11 protein-coding genes are annotated in these 13254 nt (G+C 41.1%); 10 read left to right on the top strand and 1 reads right to left on the bottom strand.

The window, feature by feature from the left end; all coding sequences use genetic code 11:
- Positions 1-6 precede the first annotated feature (6 nt).
- Genes carA through AOC35_RS03290 form a run of 4 tightly spaced genes read left to right on the top strand, consistent with a single transcriptional unit; the run spans position 7 to position 5458 of the window.
- Positions 7-1191 carry a glutamine-hydrolyzing carbamoyl-phosphate synthase small subunit gene (carA, locus tag AOC35_RS03275; RefSeq protein ID WP_245898548.1) on the top strand — a complete coding sequence of 395 codons (1185 nt, stop codon included), beginning with the start codon at positions 7-9 and terminating at the stop codon, positions 1189-1191.
- Between the two features lie 8 nt (positions 1192-1199).
- A complete protein-coding gene (carB, locus tag AOC35_RS03280; RefSeq protein WP_108645760.1) occupies positions 1200-4448 on the top strand; it encodes a carbamoyl-phosphate synthase large subunit in 3249 nt (1082 codons plus the stop codon).
- A gap of 33 nt (positions 4449-4481) precedes the next feature.
- On the top strand, positions 4482-4958 hold the full coding sequence (greA, locus tag AOC35_RS03285; RefSeq protein ID WP_108645761.1) for a transcription elongation factor GreA: 477 nt from the start codon (positions 4482-4484) through the stop codon (positions 4956-4958).
- A 20-nt stretch (positions 4959-4978) separates the two neighbouring features.
- Positions 4979-5458, top strand: a complete 480-nt coding sequence (locus AOC35_RS03290; protein WP_108645762.1) for a DUF4149 domain-containing protein — start codon at positions 4979-4981, stop codon at positions 5456-5458.
- Positions 5459-5483: 25 nt separating this feature from the next.
- Here the strand turns inward: AOC35_RS03290 and AOC35_RS03295 are convergent, their stop codons facing one another.
- Complete coding sequence (locus AOC35_RS03295; RefSeq protein WP_108645763.1) at positions 5484-5993, bottom strand: YhbY family RNA-binding protein; 510 nt, start codon at positions 5991-5993, stop codon at positions 5484-5486.
- Between the two features lie 57 nt (positions 5994-6050).
- Between AOC35_RS03295 and AOC35_RS03300 the strand changes: the two genes are divergently transcribed.
- The 6 genes from AOC35_RS03300 to pstC all read left to right on the top strand — a co-directional run bounded on the left by AOC35_RS03300 (position 6051) and on the right by pstC (position 13253).
- Positions 6051-6731 (top strand): RlmE family RNA methyltransferase, encoded by a 681-nt coding sequence (locus AOC35_RS03300; protein ID WP_108645764.1) that lies wholly within the window; start codon positions 6051-6053, stop codon positions 6729-6731.
- Positions 6732-6877: 146 nt separating this feature from the next.
- Complete coding sequence (ftsH, locus tag AOC35_RS03305; RefSeq protein WP_108645765.1) at positions 6878-8773, top strand: ATP-dependent zinc metalloprotease FtsH; 1896 nt, start codon at positions 6878-6880, stop codon at positions 8771-8773.
- 11 nt (positions 8774-8784) lie between these two features.
- Positions 8785-9672, top strand: a complete 888-nt coding sequence (folP, locus tag AOC35_RS03310; protein WP_108645766.1) for a dihydropteroate synthase — start codon at positions 8785-8787, stop codon at positions 9670-9672.
- A 19-nt stretch (positions 9673-9691) separates the two neighbouring features.
- Positions 9692-11029, top strand: a complete 1338-nt coding sequence (glmM, locus tag AOC35_RS03315; RefSeq protein ID WP_108645767.1) for a phosphoglucosamine mutase — start codon at positions 9692-9694, stop codon at positions 11027-11029.
- Positions 11030-11157: 128 nt separating this feature from the next.
- The gene (pstS, locus tag AOC35_RS03320) at positions 11158-12177 is read left to right on the top strand and encodes a phosphate ABC transporter substrate-binding protein PstS (RefSeq protein ID WP_108645768.1); all 1020 of its coding nucleotides are present in this window, start codon (positions 11158-11160) and stop codon (positions 12175-12177) included.
- 83 nt (positions 12178-12260) lie between these two features.
- The gene (pstC, locus tag AOC35_RS03325) at positions 12261-13253 is read left to right on the top strand and encodes a phosphate ABC transporter permease subunit PstC (RefSeq protein WP_245898406.1); all 993 of its coding nucleotides are present in this window, start codon (positions 12261-12263) and stop codon (positions 13251-13253) included.
- Position 13254: the final 1 nt, after the last annotated feature.

The raw sequence follows: 13254 nt of genomic DNA on the forward strand, positions 1-13254 counted from the left end.
GCTTTGCTGCCACTATCGAAAATTACTCATACATACTCACTCAAACCTCAATTACCTCCAGCTGTTTTGGTATTAGCTGATGGCAAATCCTTTGCTGGATTTAGCATCGGTATTCTTGGCTCAACCGTAGGAGAGGTGGTCTTCAATACCTCGATGACGGGTTATCAAGAAATTTTTACTGACCCTAGTTATACCAAGCAAATTGTGACCTTAACTTATCCTCATATTGGTAACGTGGGTGTCAACGACCAAGATGATGAATCAGGTAAATTTTGTGCTGCTGGAATCATTATTAGAGACTTATCAATCATTGACTCCAACTTTAGAAGCCAATCCACACTCCAACAGTACTTAATTGACCAACAAATAGTTGGGATTAGCGGTATTGATACCCGTGAGTTAACGCGTTATTTGAGGGATAAGGGCGCTCAAAGTGGCGCTATCGTTGCCGGTAATAAAGGCGATTCCCTTGATGCTTTATTGTCAAAAGCGAAACAAGTTGTTTCTGAATTTCCCGGTATGTCTGGTTTAGATTTAGCTCAAGTCGTTTCGACCCCGAATTCCTATGAATGGACTGAGGGCGAGTGGCAGCTTTTTGATGAATCAGACAGGCCAAGTTTCAAGAAGCCCCTTCTGCATAAAACGGTTGTTGCCTATGACTTCGGTGTAAAAAGAAATATTCTTCGGATGTTAGCAAGCCGGGGCTGCAAGGTGATTGTTGTACCCGCTAAAACTTCTGCTGCAGAAGTCCTAGCAATGCAACCAGACGGTATTTTCCTTTCGAATGGTCCTGGTGATCCTGAGCCTTGTGACTATGCAATTGCTGCAACTAAAGTTTTTTTAGAAAAAAAGATTCCTTTATTTGGCATCTGTTTAGGTCACCAAATTATGGGCCTCGCAGCGGGAGCAAAAACCTTAAAAATGAAATTTGGACATCATGGTGCTAATCATCCTGTTAAAGACTTAAATACAGGTAGGGTTGTCATTACTTCGCAAAATCATGGCTTTGCAGTAGATATGGCTAGCTTGCCAGATAACGTGAAGCCCACCCATATATCCCTCTTTGACGGATCATTGCAAGGATTGTCTTGGACGGATCGACCCGCATTCTGTTTTCAGGGACATCCAGAGGCATCACCTGGCCCACAAGATGTAGCTTATTTGTTTGACCGTTTTATTGAATCAATGTGAGAGTTTAAATGCCCAAGCGTACCGACATAAAAAGTATTTTAATCATTGGTGCTGGCCCAATTATTATTGGTCAGGCTTGTGAGTTTGATTATTCAGGAGCTCAGGCCTGTAAGTCCCTTCGTTCGGAAGGGTACAAGGTTATTCTGGTGAATAGCAACCCAGCAACAATCATGACCGATCCTGAGATGGCCGATGTGACTTACATTGAACCGATTACTTGGGAAATTGTTGAAAAAATTATTGCTAAAGAGCAACCTGATGCGATTTTGCCAACCATGGGTGGACAAACTGCTCTAAATTGCGCATTAGATCTGCACCGTCACGGTATCCTAGAGAAATATGGATGTGAACTGATTGGCGCATCCCCAGAGGCAATTGATAAAGCGGAAGATCGCCAAAAATTTAAACAAGCCATGACCAAAATTGGCTTGGGATCTGCAACATCAGATGTTGCGCATTCTTGGTTAGAAGCGCAGGAAGTGCAACAAAAAGTTGCCAAAATTACTGGTGGCAGTGGTTACCCGGTGATTATTCGTCCATCATTCACGATGGGTGGATCCGGCGGTGGTATTGCTTATAACCGTGAAGAATTTGAAGAGATTTGTAAGCGAGGTTTAGATCTATCACCGACCAATGAACTATTAATTGAAGAGTCTTTGCTCGGTTGGAAAGAGTATGAGATGGAAGTGGTGCGGGATAAGAATGATAACTGCATCATTGTTTGTTCCATTGAAAACCTTGATCCAATGGGTGTTCATACGGGTGATTCGATTACAGTTGCTCCAGCCCAGACTCTCACGGATCGTGAATATCAAATCATGAGAAACGCTTCCTTGGCTGTTTTACGTGAAATTGGTGTTGATACAGGTGGTTCCAATGTCCAGTTTGCTGTGAACCCAAAAGATGGTCGCATGATTGTGATTGAAATGAATCCCAGGGTTTCAAGATCCTCTGCTTTGGCATCAAAGGCCACTGGTTTTCCTATCGCTAAAATTGCAGCCAAACTGGCAGTTGGTTTTACGCTGGATGAGTTACAAAATGAAATTACTGGCGGAGCAACTCCAGCTTCTTTTGAGCCTTCGATTGATTATGTTGTTACCAAAGTGCCACGTTTTGCTTTTGAGAAATTTCGTGAAGCAGATAAACATCTAACGACGCAAATGAAATCAGTTGGTGAAGTGATGGCCATCGGCAGAACTTTCCAAGAGTCTTTCCAAAAAGCACTCAGAGGTTTAGAGGTCGGAGTGGATGGCTTAGATGAGGTAAGTGTTGATATTCATCAGATCATCGCAGAAATTAGATCGCCAGGACCGGATCGTATTTGGTATGTTGCTGACGCATTTAGACAAGGTCTTAGTATTGAAGAAGTTTTCAATTTCACCTCGATTGATCCTTGGTTCCTAAACCAAATTCATGAATTAGTTGGTCTAGAAGACTTGATTCGTAAAAAGCAATTGCAAGATTTGACCGAGCAAGAGTTAAGATTGATAAAACAAAAAGGTTTTTCCGATCGAAGACTTGCAACCCTAATGCAATGCGATGCTACCTCGGTGAGGTTGCGTCGCCATGAATTAGAGATTCGTCCCGTTTATAAGCGGGTTGACACTTGTGCCGCAGAATTTTCAACAAATACTGCTTATATGTACTCCACTTACGAGCAGCAAGGTGCAGAATGTGAATCACGCCCCACTGATCGTAAAAAGATTATGGTTTTAGGTGGTGGACCTAATCGAATTGGTCAAGGTATTGAATTCGACTATTGTTGTGTCCATGCGGCTTTAGCGATGCGTGACGATGGTTATGAAACCATTATGGTGAACTGTAATCCAGAGACCGTCTCCACTGACTACGATACCTCAGATCGCTTGTATTTTGAGTCTTTGACACTAGAAGATGTTTTAGAGATTGTTGCTCTTGAAAATCCATTAGGTGTGATTGTTCAATATGGCGGGCAAACGCCATTGAAGTTAGCCTTAGATTTAGAAGCGAATGGAGTACCTATTATTGGTACTTCTCCAGATATGATTGACGCTGCAGAAGATCGTGAAAGATTTCAAAAATTATTAAATGATTTAAACCTTTTACAACCACCTAATAGAACTGCAAGAACAGAGTCTGAGGCCGTCCGTTTATCTGTGGAGATTGGGTATCCTTTAGTTGTGAGACCATCTTACGTGCTCGGCGGTCGTGCGATGGAAATCGTCAATGATGTGCATGATTTAGAGAGATATATGCGGGAGGCCGTCAAGGTTTCACACGACTCACCAGTTCTACTGGATCGCTTCTTAGATGATGCCATTGAATGCGATGTTGATTGTATTTCTGATGGGCAAAGAGTATTTATTGGTGGTGTGATGGAACACATCGAACTTGCAGGTGTTCATTCTGGTGACTCCGCCTGCTCTTTACCACCTTACACACTCTCTCAAGAAACAATCCAAGAGTTACGTCGTCAGACTACTGAAATGGCCAAAGGCCTGCATGTAGTCGGATTGATGAATGTGCAGTTTGCGATCCAACAAAATGATGGAAAAGATGTCGTGTATGTGTTGGAAGTAAATCCTAGAGCTTCTAGAACCGTACCTTTTGTTTCTAAAGCAACTGGCCTGCAATTAGCGAAGATTGCCGCACGTTGTATGGTTGGTCAATCACTTGATGAACAAGGGATTGGGGCAGAGGTAATACCTGATTATTATTCAGTAAAAGAAGCGGTTTTTCCGTTTAATAAGTTTCCTGGAGTTGATCCAATTTTAGGGCCTGAAATGCGCTCTACAGGTGAAGTCATGGGAGTGGGTAAAACATTTGGAGAGGCTTTATTTAAATCCCAGATGGCAGCAAGTACTCTATTACCAGAGAGTGGCACTGTTTTATTATCTGTTAAAAATAGAGATAAAAAGCGAGCCGTTGAGGTTGCCATGATGCTCCATAAAATGGGCTATCCATTGGTGGCAACACGAGGAACTGCAAAAGCAATTGAAGCTGCTGGCGTTCCAGTTCGGACTGTGAACAAAGTAAAAGAAGGCAGACCCGATATTGTTGACATGATCAAAAACGGTGAGATTTCTTTGGTCTTTACTACTGTCGATGAAAATCGAAGTGAGATTGCTGATTCAAGATCCATCAGAACCACTTCACAAGCTAATAAGGTTACTTACTACACTACTATTAGTGCAGCGGCTGCGGTTGTGGAAGGTCTTGGCGCAATTAATGAATTAGAAGTTTATGATTTACAAACCTTACATAAGTCTTTGCATTAATAATTAATTTTAAGTTTATTTGGAACATATTTGATGAATACAATACCTGTCACAGTAGTTGGTGCCGAACGCCTAAAAGATGAATTACATCGTTTAAAACACATTGAGCGTCCAGCAGTTGTGATTGCCATCTCAGAAGCAAGAGCCCAAGGGGACTTATCCGAAAATGCCGAATATGATGCTGCTAAAGAAAAGCAAGCATTTATCGAAGGTCGAATCCAAGAAATTGAAGGCAAGCTGTCTGCAGCACAAGTAATTGATCCTACGCTGATTGATGCTGATGGCAAAGTAGTATTTGGTGCCACGGTTGAATTAGAAGACTTAGATACCAGTAAGAAAATGAGTTACCAAATTGTTGGTGATGACGAGGCTGATATCGAAGTAAATAAAATTTCAATTAGTTCACCGATCGCAAGAGCGCTCATTCGAAAAGAGTCTGGAGATGTAGTAAAAATTGCTACGCCCGGTGGTGAACGTGAAGTTGAGATTATTTCTGTTCAGTATATCTAATTGATTTTGCCTAAAATAGCATGACAAATACTTATACCAACTCTCAAAGAGTATTTGTTTGCTTTACTGGTATATGGGTCGGATTAATGATAGCGGTTGGTTTATTAGTCCCGATGACTATTTTTAGCTATTTGACAGATAAACAAGTTGCTGGAATGGTTGCTGGCCAGATTTTCAAAAATGCGGGTATTATCAGCATTATTTTGGGGATGAGCTTGCTCTTATTTGCAAATACTTTAGTCCGTCGAGGGCTTGGGCAATTTAAACTCATCCGTTGGTATTTACTTGGAACCCTCATCCTAAGTATGATTGGCAATTTCATCATCCAGCCTTGGATGGTCGCTATCCGAGAAAACACACTTTCAGAGGGTTTTCCGGTTTTGCTTTCGAATAAAGCTCAACTTTTCCAAACACTACACGGCGTTTCTAGTAGTATTTTTTTAGTTGAACTCGCATTACTCGGATTGGTGTTTTGGCGATCTACCAAGATACAACACTAGCGATCAACTGCCGTACTTAAAAAAATTAGCCTAAGCTTCTCTTTTTAATACTAGGTTGTCTAGCTTTGGCTCTTTTTAACTGACCACCAGCCGCCACTCTTTCATTTCCCAAAACGCGTGTCGCAACAGGTTTAGGTCTTTTTTGAGGGTTTCTTGTGTATTTCTTAACCATTACAGTGCGAGGTGCCCCAAAGCCTTCATCGTTCCTTTTATGGTTGGATGATTTACTTTGTAGGTTTTTTAGTTCCTCATTTGTCAGCATTTGTTGACGATAAATCACTAATAACTTGCCAATATGTTGGACCTTTGCCGCATTTAATTGGTCACAGATTTGATCGTACATTGCCAATCTGGCTTCACGATCATCTCCAAGCACTCTAATTTTGATGAGTTGATGGGAATTTAAGGCGTGGTCGGCTTCTTTAATCACCGCTGGCGTTAAGCCATCGGCGCCAATCATTACGGTGGGTGAAAGTGCATGCGCCTGAGCACGAAGGTCTGAACGAACGGAAGAATCAATTTCTAAAATAGTCATAGAGGTGTATTATCTCTCACTTGACCCAACACTTAAAGCCTTTTTTTAGTTTTTATCATGTCGAAGAATAAATTTAACAAAGACTGGTTGCAAGACCACCTCAATGACCCTTATGTGAAAATGGCACAAAGAGAAGGTTATCGCGCACGTGCGGCCTTTAAATTGAAAGAAATTGATGAGCAAGATCATTTAATTAAAGCCGGTATGGTGATTGTTGACTTGGGAAGTGCTCCTGGTAGTTGGAGTCAATACGCAAGAAATCGATTAACTGAATTAGGTAAAAAAAATTCTGATATTGCGGATGGTAAACCAGACGGCACAGTAGTGGCGATTGATCTGTTACCAATGGAGCCGGTTGCTGATGTTTTATTTATTCAAGGTGATTTCCGGGAGGATAGTGTCTTTCAGCAGCTAGAACTAGCTCTGCCTGGAGGTGCTCAAGTCGATGTTCGTAGGGTAAATCTAGTGTTGTCTGATATGGCTCCCAACCTATCAGGAGTTGCTGTTGCTGATGCGGCCAGAATGGGCCATTTAGCTGAATTAGCCCTAGAGTTTTCTCAAAAACATTTAACTCCAGAGGGTTCTTTATTGATTAAATGTTTCCATGGAAGTGGTTATAGTCAAATCGTTGAGTCATTTAAAAAAGTCTTTAAAGTAGTTGCCCCTCGAAAACCAAAGGCATCTAGAGATCGATCGGCAGAAACCTTTCTGTTAGGAAGGTTTTTAAAGTCCTTATAAACTATTTACTAAGTAACTGAAATTATTGACCTATAGAGAAAAAAAGGCAAAAATAGTAAAATAAATAGTTGTTCAGCACTTGAAAATGAAGGATAGTAGAATTACTTATAAGGTTAGAAACCTTACTTTTATCCATTGGAGTTATTTTGAATAATCAAATGATGCAAAAAGTCGGCATTTGGCTGATTGTTGCTTTAGTCGTATTTACATTCTTTAAACAGTTTGACAAACCTCGCGCGCAGGATCAGTTGACCTACTCGCAGTTTATGGAAGACGCTAAAGTTGGCAAAATCAAGCGTGTAGACGTGCAAGGGCGAACTTTACAAGTTACTGGTTCAGACGGTAACAAATACAATATTATTTCTCCAGGCGATATCTGGATGGTTGGCGACTTAATGAAGTTTGGTGTGCAGGTTACTGGTAAAGCTGAGGACGAGCCGAGTGTTTTTGTGTCTGCCTTGTATTACTTGGGGCCTACATTACTCATTATTGGTTTCTGGTTCTTTATGATGCGTCAAATGCAAGGTGGCGGTAAGGGTGGAGCATTCTCATTTGGTAAATCAAAAGCACGTTTAATTGATGAAAACAGTAATCCTGTAAATTTCACTGACGTCGCTGGCTGTGATGAAGCGAAAGGTGAAGTAGCAGAGTTAGTTGACTTCTTAAAGGACCCTTCAAAGTTTCAAAAACTAGGTGGTCGGATTCCACGTGGCGTTTTATTGGTAGGTCCTCCTGGAACTGGTAAGACCCTCTTAGCACGCGCTATTGCTGGTGAGGCAAAAGTACCTTTTTTTGCTATTTCTGGTTCTGACTTTGTGGAAATGTTTGTAGGTGTCGGTGCTGCAAGAGTACGTGACATGTTTGAAAATGCCAAAAAACAAGCGCCTTGCATCATTTTTATTGATGAGATTGATGCTGTTGGTCGTCATCGTGGTGCCGGTACAGGTGGCGGTAATGATGAACGTGAACAAACATTGAACCAAATGTTAGTTGAGATGGATGGCTTTGAAGCGAATAGCGGTGTGATCGTTATTGCTGCTACCAATAGGTCTGATGTATTAGACAAGGCCTTACTCAGACCGGGACGTTTTGATCGTCAAGTTTATGTTGGTTTGCCTGATATTCGTGGTCGTGAGCAAATTTTAAAAGTCCATATGCGCAAAGTTCCAATTGACGCTGATGTTGATGCAGCAGTCTTGGCGCGTGGTACTCCTGGTTTTTCAGGTGCTGATCTTGCCAACCTCGTGAATGAAGCAGCATTGTTTGCTGCTAGAAGAAACAAGCGTTCTGTAGAAATGTCTGACTTCGAAGATGCTAAAGACAAAATTTACATGGGACCTGAGCGTAAATCTGCTGTGATGAGGGAAGATGAGCGTCGTAATACGGCTTATCATGAGTCCGGACATGCGGTAGTTGCAAAGTTGTTGCCAAAGGCAGACCCAGTTCACAAGGTTACGATCATGCCACGTGGTATGGCGCTAGGTGTGACATGGCAATTACCTGAGTTTGATCGCGTAAATTTATATAAAGATCGTATGCTAGAAGATTTAGCGATTTTATTTGGTGGTCGTGCAGCAGAAGAAGTATTCCTGAACTCCATGAGTACTGGCGCATCCAATGATTTTGAGAGAGCAACAAAATTAGCCCGAGATATGGTGACTCGTTACGGTATGAGTGAATCCTTGGGAACCATGGTTTATGTTGATACAGAGTCTGATAGTGTGTTTGGTCGAATGAATTCAAAAACCGTTTCAGAAGTCACTCAACAAAAAGTGGATGCTGAAATCCGTTCATTATTAGATCAGCAGTACGCTCTAGCTAAGAGCCTCTTGGAAAATAATCGAGATAAAGTTGATGCAATGGTTGTGGCATTACTTGAGTGGGAAACAATCGACGCTGATCAAGTTAACGACATCATGGCTGGTAATACTCCTCGTCCACCAAAACCAAGTGAAGACGCTAAAAGTACGACTGGTTCAACGAATGGTGACGGTGGTAACTCGCCAAATACTGCTAAGGGTAGTTCACCTGCAACGATTTAAGCTAGTACCGTATGGAATTGAGTAATCAAAAGCCCGCAACGTGGCGTTGCGGGCGTTTTCTTTTTAACTGGTCACCAGGTGATGACCTCTGCGCTAGTCCTGCATTGCCGATTGTGATGGGCATTTTAAATGTGACGCCAGATTCATTTTCGGATGGTGGCAGATACTTTAGTAAAAATAAAGCCCTTGACCACGCTTTCCAAATGATTGAAGATGGCGCAAGGATTCTTGATATTGGTGGAGAATCTTCCAAGCCAGGCGCTGAAACAGTTTCCGATTCTGAGGAACAAGACCGGGTGATGCCCATCATTGAGGCGCTCAAAGACGCTAAAGTCGCTTTGTCATTGGATTCATATAAAACCTCAACAATGTCCCTAGCAGCTAAAGCGGGAATTGATATTTTGAATGATATTTCAGGTTTTTCAAGCCCAGGCAACCAACAAGTTGCGGTCGATTATCCTGCCATAGGCTTATGCGTAATGCATATGCAAAATGACCCTAAAACCATGCAAATCCGTCCAAGCTACGAAGATGTCATCCAAGAAGTGAATGATTTTTTTTTTCAACGGATTAAAATTTTAGAGTCATTGGGAGTTTGTCTTGATCGAATTTGTCTAGATCCAGGCATTGGTTTTGGTAAAACCCCAGTACATAATTTACATCTCCTGAATCAACTAAGTTCCTTTGATCATTTTGGGATGCCTACCCTTATTGGTATTTCCAGAAAAAGTACCTTAGGAAAAATCATAGGATCTGATACGGAAGATAGAACTGTTGCAAGTATTGCTGCCATGCTATTTAGTATTTCGCGAGGGGCGAATATACTGCGAGTTCATGATGTGAAAGAAAGCGTACAGGCTATTAAGGTGTGGACCTCATTGAGTAATGAGATCATTTAACAGAAAGAAGATAAAAATAATGAAGAAAAAATACTTTGGCACTGATGGTATCCGCGGTGAAGTGGGTAAGTCTCCAATCAGCCCTGATTTTGTAATGCAACTAGGTTACGCTGCTGGCCGTGTTTTTTCAAAATACTGGGATGGTCATGGTCGTCAAACAGTATTAATTGGCAAAGATACAAGAATATCTGGCTATATGTTGGAATCAGCTTTAGAAGCTGGTTTTTGTGCTGCTGGTGTGGATGTGGTCTTATGTGGTCCGATACCGACCCCCGGTATTGCCTATTTAACTAGAACGCTCAGATTATCTGCCGGCGTGGTTATATCAGCTTCACATAATCCTTATCAAGATAACGGGATTAAGTTCTTTACCTCCTTCGGGGATAAATTACCAGATTCGATCGAATATGAAATTGAACAAGCAATTAGTGAGCCTCTTATTTGTTGTTCTTCTGATCAACTTGGTAAAGTAAGGCGCTTAGACGATGCTGCAGGAAGATATATCGAGTTTTGTAAGAGTACATTTCCAAATGACTCTGATTTGTTTAATTTGAAACTGGTTGTGGATACGGCCAATGGGGCTGCTTATCATATTGCTAGGCACGTGTTTCATGAGCTAGGTGCTGAAGTGATACCGATTGGTAACCAGCCAAATGGCATGAATATTAATGATGGCTTTGGAGCGACTTCGCCTCAAGCTTGTATTGATAAAGTTTTAGAAACGAAAGCTGATTTCGGGATTGCCCTTGACGGGGATGCGGATCGATTGCAACTGATAGATAAAAATGGCAATTTGTTCAACGGTGATCAACTACTTTATTTGGTGGTGAAAGATCGCTTAGAGACGGGCAATAAAGTTCCTGGCGTAGTAGGTACCTTAATGACTAATTTAGCTATTGAAAATGCTATTAAGGCCCTAGGCGTGCCATTTGAGCGAGCTAATGTCGGTGATCGATATGTTTTGGAAAAACTAAAAAATAACGGATGGCAAATTGGTGGAGAAGGATCTGGCCATTTATTGTTTTTAGATAAGCATAGTACGGGTGATGGCATCGTAGCCGCACTTCAGGTCTTATCTGCAATTTATAGAACGAAAGGGGTGATTCTTGAGCGATTGGCTGAAGTTCCACTATATCCACAAATTTTGATAAACGTCAAATTTAAAAAAGGCTATGACTTTAAGCTAGATGAAAATTTATCTAAAGTGGTGCAAAAATCTGAAAGTGAGCTTTTAGGTATCGGTCGTGTTTTACTCAGAGCCTCTGGAACCGAGCCTGTTTTACGGGTAATGGTAGAAGCAAATGATAAAAGTATTGCTGAAAAATACGCGCAATTAATCGCAAAATGTATTCCTTGATTTTTTTAAGTAATTGTTTTATAAAGAATTTAATTTAATATATGACATATTAAATTGTTGTCATATTTCCCTCATATTCATCATTTAAAGTATCACTATTGTTTGTCAAATTAAACCGTGAGGAAAGTATGTTCAAGAAAATCACCAATACATTGCTAATTGGATCACTATTAGCCGTTTCAAGCCAAATATTTGCTACAGATATCACCGGTGCAGGTTCTTCCTTTGTTGCTCCAGTGATGAGTAAATGGGCAGAAGAGTACAAAAAACAAACTGGTAACAATGTAAACTATGCCTCTATCGGCTCTTCAGGTGGTATCAAGCAAATTCGTGAAAAGACTGTAGACTTTGGCGCAAGCGATGCTCCACTAAAAGGCGAAGATTTAGAAAAAAGTGGTATGGTTCAATTCCCAGTAATTATGGGTGGAGTAGTTCCAGTAGCTAATTTAGCAGGGTTTAAGCCAGGCCAATTGAAGTTGGATGGTGAAACAATGGCCTTAATTTTCGCTGGTGATATTTCAAATTGGAATGACGCAAAGCTAGCCGCCCTGAATCCTGGAGTAAAGCTACCTGACCAAGCAATTACCGTTGTAACACGTTCAGATGGATCAGGAACAACTGCTGTTTTCACAGACTACTTATCAAAAGCCAACAAAATGTGGGCTGAGAAAGTGGGTTCTGGTGCAACCGTTAAATGGCCTGCAACTTCTACAGTAGGCGGTAAGGGAAATGAAGGCGTTTCCGCAAACGTAACTAGAGTTAAGGGTTCTATTGGATATGTTGAATATGCTTATGCAAAAATTAACAACATGACATTTCTTCAATTGAAGAATTTAGATGGTAAGTTTGTAAGTCCCTCACTGGATACATTCAAGGCTGCTGCTGCAGGTGCTAACTGGTCTTCAACACCTGGCATGGGTATTTCTTTGACACAGCAACCTGGTGCGAATTCTTGGCCTATTACTGGATCGACATTCATAATAATGTACAAAAATCCTGCCAATGCGGAAAAATCAGCCGAGACAATTAAGTTCCTAACATGGGCTTATAAGTCTGGTGATCCAATGGCTGCTGCAATTGACTATGTACCATTACCTGATCCAGTAGTTGATTACATTGCTAAAAACGTTTGGTCTCAAATCAAGTAATTTCAACAAACACCTCAATTTCGGTTGAGGTGTTTCTTTCAATTTATTGTTGAATCAATTTTGAGTTTTTTATGGAAAATATGATGTCAGAAACTGATGTGAGTAAAGGGATTAAGCTATCCCCAGAAATGAGTAAAATCATTCGTAAACAACGTTTGCAAGATTTTATTTTCCACAAAGTAACTTTGACCTTCGCATCACTTGTGCTAGTTGTTTTGGCCGGTATTATTATTTCCTTAATTATTACCTCTTGGCCAACGTTTGCTAAATATGGTCCAGGGTTCTTTTTCCGTAATGAGTGGGATGTAGTTAACTCTGAATTTGGCGGACTTGACTCTATTTACGGTACCCTGGTTACTGCCATCATCGCTCTTTTAATTGCAGTGCCAGTCAGTTTCGGAATCTCTGTTTTCCTAACCGAAATGTGTCCTTCATGGTTGAAAAGACCTCTTGGTACTGCGGTTGAACTTCTTGCTGCTGTGCCTTCTATTATTTACGGTATGTTCGGTTTGTTTGTGTTTGCGCCTGTTTTCGGCGAATACGTCCAACCATTCTTGACCTCAACACTTGGGCAATTACCAGTAATCGGTATTTTATTCAAAGGAGCTCCAAACGGTATTGGTCTCTTAACAGCTGCATTAATATTAGCTTTTATGATTATTCCTTTCATTACTTCAGTAATGCGGGATGTGTTTGAAATTGTTCCTCCAGTTTTGAAAGAGGCTGCTTATGGAATTGGTTGTACTACTTGGGAAGTAGTGACTAGGGTGGTACTGCCTTACACACGAACTGGGGTTGTGGGTGGAGTCATGTTAGGTTTAGGCCGGGCACTTGGAGAAACGATGGCAGTTACATTCGTGATTGGTAACGCCCATCGCATTAGTCCTTCACTGTTCTCACCTGGGTCTTCTATCGCATCCACCTTAGCAAATGAATTCGGTGAAGCAGAGCCTGGACTTCACTACTCCTCACTTTTCGCACTCGGTTTAACCCTTTTCATTATCACTTTATTTGTTTTGGCTTTAGCAAAATGGATGTTGATTAACATGGAAAAAAATCAAGGAAGTAAGAACTAAT

Origin of the sequence: Polynucleobacter rarus (assembly GCF_003072505.1) — a bacterium.
Taxonomy (GTDB): domain Bacteria; phylum Pseudomonadota; class Gammaproteobacteria; order Burkholderiales; family Burkholderiaceae; genus Polynucleobacter; species Polynucleobacter rarus.